This is a genomic window from Eubacterium sp. CAG:156, assembly GCF_000434315.1.
Taxonomy (GTDB): domain Bacteria; phylum Bacillota; class Clostridia; order Lachnospirales; family Lachnospiraceae; genus Eubacterium_U; species Eubacterium_U album.
The window spans coordinates 121,191-128,783 of record NZ_FR878163.1; the positions used below are offsets into that span (position 1 = coordinate 121,191).

6 protein-coding genes are annotated in these 7,593 nt (G+C 31.0%); all 6 read left to right on the top strand.

The features are described from left to right. Positions 1 to 2,063 (top strand): glycyl radical protein (locus ABMA45_RS06940; protein WP_348030007.1); only part of this gene is annotated, 2,063 nt, incomplete at its 5' end. A gap of 14 nt (positions 2,064 to 2,077) precedes the next feature. Then, complete coding sequence (locus tag ABMA45_RS06945) at positions 2,078 to 2,989, top strand: glycyl-radical enzyme activating protein (protein ID WP_022089166.1); 912 nt, start codon at positions 2,078 to 2,080, stop codon at positions 2,987 to 2,989. Positions 2,990 to 3,116: 127 nt separating this feature from the next. Next, complete coding sequence (locus ABMA45_RS06950; protein ID WP_022089167.1) at positions 3,117 to 3,794, top strand: transaldolase family protein; 678 nt, start codon at positions 3,117 to 3,119, stop codon at positions 3,792 to 3,794. Between the two features lie 1,006 nt (positions 3,795 to 4,800). Beyond that, positions 4,801 to 5,784 carry a fibronectin type III domain protein gene (locus ABMA45_RS06955; RefSeq protein WP_022089168.1) on the top strand — a complete coding sequence of 328 codons (984 nt, stop codon included), beginning with the start codon at positions 4,801 to 4,803 and terminating at the stop codon, positions 5,782 to 5,784. A 2-nt stretch (positions 5,785 to 5,786) separates the two neighbouring features. Further along, complete coding sequence (locus ABMA45_RS06960) at positions 5,787 to 6,635, top strand: hypothetical protein (RefSeq protein ID WP_022089169.1); 849 nt, start codon at positions 5,787 to 5,789, stop codon at positions 6,633 to 6,635. An 18-nt stretch (positions 6,636 to 6,653) separates the two neighbouring features. Beyond that, entirely contained in the window at positions 6,654 to 7,391 is a 738-nt protein-coding gene (locus ABMA45_RS06965) for a hypothetical protein (RefSeq protein ID WP_022089170.1), read from the top strand. Positions 7,392 to 7,593 lie beyond the last annotated feature (202 nt).

Sequence of the window (7,593 nt, forward strand, 5' to 3'; positions counted from 1 at the left end):
TACCTACACGACCACAGGACAAATTTAATGTACATGAAGAAGACATCTCATATTTTAGAGAAGTTATTTATCCATACTGGCAGGGAAAATCACTCGAAGATGTTTTAAGAGCAAGATATGGAAAAGAAATAGATGAAATTGCTAAGATTGTAAAGATAAATCAGAAAGACCATGCACAGGGTCACATCAATCCTGACTGCAAAGGATGGCTTGAAAAAGGACCGGCAGGATTAAAGGCAGAAGCTGATAATCATTACAATAAAGAAACGGATGAAGAGAAGAAATTATTTTACAAGAGCGTAAGCACAGTTATGGAAGGTGTTATTAATTTCATAATGAGATATCATGATTTATGCCTTGAAAAAGCAAAGGAATATCCTGAATATGCTGACAACATGAAAAAGGTTGCAGAAAACTGTAAGAATATTGCAGAAAGACCGGCACAGAATTTCCATGAAGCAAATCAGGCAATCTGGTTCTTATTTGTAATTCTTCAGATGGAATCAAATGCATCATCATTTTCACCGGGAAGAATGGACACATTTATGTATCCGTATTTTAAGAAAGATATCGACAACGGTGTTATGACAGAACAGGATGCATTAGAAATAACAGAATGCTTATGGTTAAAATTTAATGAAATAGTATATATGAGAAATTCAAACAGTGCTAAGTTCTTCGCAGGTTTCCCAATTGGATTTAATATTGCAGTTGGTGGACAGGATGAGAATGGAGAACCATTTGAAAATGAACTTTCATATATATACTTAAAAGCGCAGGAACACATTGGTCTTCCACAGCCAAATCTTTCAGTAAGATTGTGTGAAAAGACTAGTGATAAATTATTGAAGGCGGCAATCAAAGTTGTATCACTTGGAAGTGGTATGCCACAGTTCTTTAATGATAAAGCAGTTGTTCCGGCAATGATTGAAGATTTGAAAGTTGAACCTAAAGATGCAAGAAACTACGCAATCGTTGGTTGTGTTGAACTTACAACACAGGGAGATAACCTTGGATGGTCAGATGCAGCAATGTTTAACTTAAATAAAGTTCTTGAAGTAACATTAACAGGAGGTGTTGATTTACTTACAGGAAAACAGATTGCACCTGATAGAGGAAAACTTACAGAATATGAAACATTTGAAGATTTGGAAAATGCATTCAAGGCACATGTAGATTACTATATGGACAAGATGATTCTTGCATGCGAACAGGTTGAAAAAGCTCATATGGATTTACTTCCAACACCTTTCCTTTCAGCAGTAATTAATGACTGTATGGATAAAGGAATGGATGTAACAAGAGGTGGTGCGCATTACAACCTTTCAGGAATTCAGATGATTCAGGTTGCTAACTTAGCTGACAGTTTGGCAGCAGTAAAACAGTTAGTATTTGATGAAAAGAAAGTATCAAAAGAAAGATTACTTAAAGCGCTTGAAACTAACTTTGAAGAAGATGAAATTTTAAGAACAATGTTACTCAACAAAGTTCCTAAATACGGAAACGATGTTGAGTGGGTAGATGAATTAGGTGCTAAATGGGCAGGATACTTTAGAGAAAGATTAAAAAATTACAAAAACTACCGTGGTGGTTTATATCACACAGGTATGTATACAGTTTCAGCTCATGTACCAATGGGAGAAAATGTAGGCGCATCACCTGATGGAAGATATGCAGGAACACCTTTAGCAGATGGAGGAATGTCACCTGTATACGGACGTGATACAAACGGACCTACAGCAGTATTGAAATCAGTTTCAAGATTAGATAAGAGCTGGACAACAAATGGTGGATTATTAAATATGAAATTCCTTCCTGAATTCTTTAAGACAGAGAATGGAATAGACAAATTTGCAAAAATGCTTCGTACATTTGTTGATTTGGAAATACCACATATTCAGTTTAACGTAGTTAGAAAAGAAGACTTACAGGCAGCTCAGAAAAATCCTGAAGCATACAGAGGATTAACAGTTCGTGTAGCAGGTTATACAGCATATTTTGTAGAATTAGCTGATGAACTTCAGAATGAAATAATTGCAAGAACGAGTTATAATGATATCTAAAGAAGGTGGAATCTATGAAAGGATATGTATTTGATTTTAAAAGATTCTCGACACACGATGGAAAAGGAATCCGAACAACCATATTTTTAAAGGGATGTACTTTAAAATGTGTATGGTGTCAGAATCCTGAGGGAATTTCAATAAAGCAGAGACCTTTGTATTTCCCTAACAAATGTATTCATTGCAACACATGTGTACACACGGCAAAAAATGGTGGTGTATACGAAGAGAATGGAAATATTAAATTAGATATTTCTAAAGATGAAAAATGGGAAGAAATCATAGATGCATGTCCGGCAGTTGCATTAACAATGGATTCTAAAGAAATGACTGTTGAAGAGGCGATTGAGGAAGCAAGTAAAGATGAACCTTTTTTCAAATATGGTGGTGGTGTTACGCTGTCAGGTGGAGAGCCACTGTTCCAGCATGAATTTGCAATAGGAATACTTAAAGGGTTAAAGGAAAAGAAAATTGCAACATCAATTGAGACAGCGTTAAATGTTAAGTCAGAAGTTGTAAGAGAAGCAATAAAGTATTTAGACCATGTATTTGCAGATTGCAAAATTATAGATGAAGAGCAACATAAAAAATATACAGGAGTAAGCAATGAATTGATTAAGAAAAATCTTGAAATTCTGCTTACCTCCGATTTGAAAGATGAAGTAGTTATCAGAACTCCATTAATTCCGGGAATTACCACTAATGAAGAAAATATTGCCGGAATAGCAAAGTTTATTAGTGGCATTTATCCGGATGTGCATTATGAACTTTTAAATTACAATCCTTTAGCGGAAGCAAAATATGACATGGTAGACATGAAGTTTTGCTATGAAGAAAATCCGCCGATGTATAAAGATAGTGAGATGAGGGCATTTGGAAAGATAGCGACTGATAATGGAATCAAAAATCTGATTCTGGAGATTTAAATAAAACTTAAGTAACTATAAGCAAAATTAAAATTAAAGTAACTATAAATGAAACTAAGGCAACTATGATATTTGCGAAAGCAAATACCCTAAATTATACAATCCAATATTCTAGGAGGAAATTAAGATGAAATTTATTATTGACGATGCAGACATTGAAAAAGTAAGAGAGATTTGGGATTTATATCCATGTGATGGTGTAACAACAAACCCATCAATTTTAGCTAAGAGTGGAAGAAATCCATACGAAGTATTAACTGAACTTAGAGAAATCGTTGGAAAAGACGGTGAACTTCATGTTCAGGTTGTTTCTAAGGATGCTGAAGGCATGGTTAAAGAAGCAGCAGTAATTAGAGAAAGACTTGGCGAAAACACATTTGTAAAAATTCCTACAACACCACAGGGACTTAAAGCAATGAAGATTTTAAGTGCACAGGGTGTAAATATTACAGCAACAGCTATTTACACACCAATGCAGGGATTTTTAGCTGCAAAGGCAGGAGCAAAATACGCTGCACCTTATGTAAACAGAATTGACAACATGGGATATGATGGAATTAAGACAGCTATGGATATCCATGACATTTTTGAAAACAATGGTTTAAATACAGAAGTATTAGCAGCAAGCTTTAAGAATTCACAGCAGGTTCTTGAACTTACAAAATACGGAATCGGTGCTGCAACAGTTGGAACAGCAGTTATCGAAGGATTAATTAAGAATGCAGCAATTACATCTGCAATTGACGCATTCGTAGATGACTTTGCCGGATTAGTTGGCGAAGGAAAAACAATGATGGATTGCTAGAATTTCATAATAATATACATCACTATTAGGAGGCATATATGCGAAAGCATATGTGCCTCCGCTTTTTTTATTTGGATTTATTAAAATCATGCGGATATGAGGAGTAGGTTTTATTTGATTATTTATAAATATGCGAAAAAAATCTTTTATTTCTGAATTTATAATATTATGTAAACTAAATTACGGAATTTAATAAATTTTCTTGTATATTCCGTAAAAGTTAATAATTTTTTTAGTGAAAATTCTATTGATTACGGCTGATACAGAAAAAATAAAATATAACCGTAAAGTTGATTTTTTAAATTAAATAAATCAGGTATTTTCAATAATTTTTTACGGATATTTTAGAAATATGAATTATAATCCGTAATATAGAAGTTACAAGAAAAAAAGCTCTAAATATTATAAAAATTTCATTAAAATGTGTTCGGTTTTATGTTCTAATATCGTTTATAATATAGGGGAGAAATTTTACTTTGAAAAAACAAATAAATATAATTGTTTTTTCAAAATAATGACAGATTAGTGTTGGTTAATAGTAAAAAACAAATTGTGACAAAATAAAAACGTATTGACGCATAGATTTTAAACTTATACAATGAGTATATAACTAGTATATATTCAATAAAGACACGTAGAGGCTAGTTTTATATGGGGGATTAGACATATCTAACACAATTCTTAACAAAAATCCTAATAAAACTATAAAAGATTTATATGATATTTTTGAGTAACTAAAAAATTTTATTAATTCCAACTATAAATAAGATAACAAAAAAATTAACAGTAAATTGGTGTAGCATATATGCTGCATAGACGATGTGACGATGACAAATAATAAGAAGTAAATCTGATGGATATTAAATGTGTATTATTGGATTTTACAAGCAGAGTAGTTGGAGGTGATGTAATAGTATAAATAATAAAATAATCAGAAGTAAAATAAATACTTATAATAATTGGAATTAATAATGTGAAATAATAATAGAGAGAGGAGACAATAATTATGTCAAAGAAGGTAAGAGGTAAGGCTTTAATATTATTAATGGTATCTGTTTTAACAATGATGTGTCTTAATGTATATGGAGATACTACAAAGGTTACATATCAAGATGGATATTTAATGTTTGGAACATGGAACGGAAATGGAAATGCAACTGTAACAATAGGCAACGATTATTTGACAAAAGGTTCGGATGTTGCTAAATATAATGAATTTGAATATTTGGAATGTAATAAGAATACAGTTTCAAATAGTCATTTTTCTGTAGCAGAACAGAATGGAAATGTTGTTATTAGTTTAAATGAAAGTTATCTAAAAAGTTTGCAGGATGGAATGTACTCATTTAAAGCTGTATTTGCTAAGGCGATTATTCCTATTAGACTTTATGTTGTGACACATAAAATTGACTTTAAGGATGCAAGCTTTTCTTTTTCAAAATGGAACGGAAGTGGAAATGCCGAAGCATTATTGGAATCAGATACATTTTCACACACATTTTATGCAGATTTATTTAATCAATTGACATACAAAGGAATAAAAGTTGATGAATCTAATTATACAGTATCAACTATATCGGATGTTATGAAGATAACATTAAAAGAAGAATATGTTAAGACTTTACCAAAGGGAGAAAGTTATTTTACAGCAGAATTTTCAGATTCATCTGTAATGATAAAATTGACTAAACCTATAAGTGTAAAGATTAATAAAACTAGAAATGTTAAAGCTACGTTAAAAAATAAAAAATTAAAGATTACATGGAAAAAAGTTAAAAATGCGGATGGCTATGTGATAAAAGTTGGAGAAAATAAAAAATTAACGAAAAGTAAGAAAACAGTTAATGTAAAGAAAAATAAAGGTGTCATAAGAAAAGTGAATGCCAATAAAACTTATTACTTAAAAGTTAGGGCTTATAAGATAATTGATGGGAAAAAGAACTTTGGAGAATGGTCTAAGTTGATTAGATGTAATAAAATGGAGGATTAACTATGAAAAAAAGAAAAATATTAATGATTGTTATTACTGTTAGTGCATTTATATTTGGGTTAAGTTTATTTTATATAGATAATAAAAGTGACAATACAGATGCTAGACTAGCAGAAAATAAAATTCAAAGTAAAAATGGTGTACAAACAAATAAAACAGTATGGTCAGAAGTTCCAATAAAACAATATACAGCTTTTTCAAGATGTACGGGAGCGATCGAATTTGATTTGGAACAACAAATATCAGATACTGAATTAATTTTTTCGGGTGAAATTATAAATGAAAAGGAATATGAAGTAAAGTGGACTGATGAAAATAATGAACAATGGGGTCCGTTTCCTAGTTCTGTATTGAAAGTTAAAATAAATAAACTATATTTTGGAACAGGATTTGAGGAAGAGCAAGTTGTTAGAGTGTATTATCCATATTCATTATCAACTAAATTTGAGGGTACGTTTTCTTTAAAAGAAAAAAAGGAATATATATTTATGACAAAAAAATTGGATGAAAAATTTAAGGAAAAGAGAAAAAAGAATGCATCATATGATAAATTTGAACAAGAAAAATATGCGGATGTTTATATATCCGAACCATATTATAGTGTTATGTATGTGGAAAATAGTAAAGTATTTATGAATAGTGATTATTTTTGTTGGGATAATCAAATTATAAATAATGGAAAAGATTTTACAACAAAAGATAAAGAAGTTAATGAATTAGTTGAGTCTGGCTGGGCAATAGGTATGAAAATGGATAAGTTTAAAATAGAATTAGACAAAATGACAGAAAATCCAAAAGAATTACCTAATTCAAATGAAATATATAAAATAAAAAAATCAAAAGAAAAGTAATATTTGGGAGGGTAATATATGAACAAAAAGATAAAAAAAGTTTTTATGTACATATTTTCTATGACAATCGTTATGATGACACCATGTTTAGTTTCTGCGCATTCGTTAACCCCTTGGGCTGCATTGTATACGCCGGAAAGGGCTGGTGGTAATTTTCAATTTTCAATTGGAGATTTTTATCATCCACCTACAAATTATGTAGATTATTATTTCGAGAATAGTGTTGCAAGAAATAATTTTTTATATTCATTTTCGGATGGACGAGATGAGTGGGGAGGAATGATAATTACGAATGAAACGACATTTTTAGATAGAGCAATATTTAAAATACAATATAATCCTAACATTGCAGCATCAACAGCGGCGTATGTAGAGTGCGTTTCCCCGTCGGTTGGGCATTATGGACCTGGTGAAATTTCAACTAAAATGGTTGTTGGAAATATTACTAATTACTCACAGAAAAATCAAGCTCAGGTTTTTGCACATGAATTAGGACATGTGTTTGGCATTAATGATTTATATCAAGTTAATGATAATTTGTCGAGTATATATTCAAATACATATAGATATCCTAGTGCGACACAAATGGATAGGAATGCATTATATATATGTCTCGATATTCCATGGTATTATATGAGTGGACCAGACAGAAGAGCGAAATATCAAAAAGCTCCCGGAGTGTGGGCTAGAAATGAATCTATTGAAATATTAGGAAAATTGTATACTTTCGATGCAGATGGATATGTGATTAATTAAAAAATTGTATAGCTAATCTGTTGAATAGAATATAAGTTATCATATTTATGAATAATCGAATATTTGTAATGGAAAATTAATAAAGCGACTACAAAGTTAGTAAATATCACGAACTGATATGCTCCCTGTCAAGTAGACAGATGAAATATCTAAAAATAAGTACAGATTATACCTACATTTCGATTGAAGTGTAGGTATTTTT